General features: G+C 58.1%; 1 protein-coding gene. It reads left to right on the forward strand.

The window, feature by feature from the left end:
• The first annotated feature begins 622 nt into the window (after positions 1-622).
• Positions 623-1,585 (forward strand): hypothetical protein, encoded by a 963-nt coding sequence (locus ABZ453_RS51150; protein WP_359026932.1) that lies wholly within the window; start codon positions 623-625, stop codon positions 1,583-1,585.
• The last annotated feature ends 314 nt before the right edge of the window (positions 1,586-1,899 follow it).

Here is a 1,899-nt window from a genome sequence, read left to right on the forward strand (position 1 = left end):
ACCCGGCGCCCACCCGACACGTCAGTCGGGCTACCGGCCTGCCCACCAGCAGCCACGGAACACGAAACGGTCTGCCGACTCCGTCGGCAGACCGTCAAGAAAGATCGAGGTTAGGCCAGCTCAGCCTCCAGCTGCGCAAAGTGCTTTTCGCTCAGCTTCAACAGAGACACCGGCCCCTGTGACCGCAGAGCAGCGGGCCGCTCTCTTCCCACGCCTGCCGCCGTCGCTGCACTGACCCGCAGATCCTTGGCGATTACCGAACTCCCATCACCCCAGGCGAACCGCTCAGCCGCCTGGAGCCGTAACTCCTCGCGAAAATGCCGACGTTCGGCAGTCAGCGCGCCACCCCTACCGCATGCCCCGGTAATACCCCAGAGGACTACCGCCTTCGGCCCCTGCGACACCACCAGTCCCAACCTCAACAGCAGCATATAGGTCGTTTGCCTCTATTTGCGCACGGAAGGAAATCTTAAAATGCGAGAGAGTCAGTCCAGGCGATTTCCATGCCAATTTACCTAGGGTGATAGAAATTGCAGATTGAATATAAGAATTATTCAATTGGGTAGTCATGGGAGGCGAGAGAGGGTGAGCAGGGAATGGCGTGCCAGGCAATAGAAACCGCGTGCGCGGCGATCAACAGCCAGGCGTGCCTGAAGGTCTCTCGATTCACAGTGCCCCTCTGGTGCCGATGCTGCGGCTGACGGGAGAATCGGATCTCGCCACTGATGCCTTGTTTGTAAAGAATCGACAAATCGCCGACTCTCGGCCCATGAACGCCAGGCTCGAGAACTTTCGATTGCGTGGGTCTGGAAATCTAGCTTGTGAAATCGACATGGAGGTGACAACGGTGAGAGCGCGGTTTACCGATCTTGGCGACCTGGGGGAACAAACTCCGGCGGAGTGGGAGACGCTGGTCCCCCTTCATGCCGTTTGTATGGGGCTGTGGCAGGAATGGGAGTCGGCAACCGTACAGACCGATCATGCACTTACGCGGCGCGAGATCGCCGCAGCTTACACCCGGAATACTCGACTCTCGCACCATCAACAGTCGTTCGACGAGGTCTACGGCGCGGCTCTGGCCTACGGATGGCAGATCGGCGAGATTACGTGGCGCTACGCTAGCGCGACGGCGGTGCTGGGCGTCAGCGTGCTGGAGCGTCTGGTTTCCGGACGACCACCGCTAAACGATGCCCACGTGCAACAGCTGGCCACCCGGGAGCCAAGCATCACCCAACTGCTCTACGCCTTCTCTATCCCGGCCAACCGTCTGTTTACCGCCCGTGGCAAACTGCATATTGAGCATGCCGAGGAGAGCCGTCAAGAGCTGCGCCAGCGCTTGGAGGCCGCGTCCGATCTGCTCACATGCGAGTACATCAGTAGTAAATCCCCCGTAAAGACGCCGATCGCTGACCGGCAACTAACCTCGTTGTCTAAGCCTGGTGAAAGCCCGTACTGGCTGGATTTTCTTGAACCGATGCTCAATTTTAGCGAATTACTGCCGCATGAAATTGCTCATTATCTAAACTCTGGCTTTCCTGGGGTTTTAAATCCGAAGGCGGATCCGACGATCATGGGGGAGATGTAAAGTGGCCTAAGGGCTTGCAGATCATCAAGGTGTTGCTTCCCGTCCCGTGGCTCGTTGATGTGGTATGCGCATCCCGGACGAGATCCGTACCCAACTCGCTGTGAAGTTCACGGTGTTGTTCCCGTATCGGGATGAGCGGCAGTGTGAACCTTCCCCTTGATCGTGGACACCTGCAGACTGGAACCTCAAGATCCCAGTCTGCAGGTGTCCACGATCAAGCAATGCCACGAAGTTAAGGCTCAGTTGACGGTGTCAAGGTCCCGGGAAGAGGGATCTTGTACGTACTCGGTGCCGTACGGATGAGTCGGCCGTTG

The sequence above is a fragment of the Streptomyces sp. NPDC005799 genome, from assembly GCF_040630525.1.
Lineage (GTDB): Bacteria > Actinomycetota > Actinomycetes > Streptomycetales > Streptomycetaceae > Streptomyces > Streptomyces griseorubiginosus_B.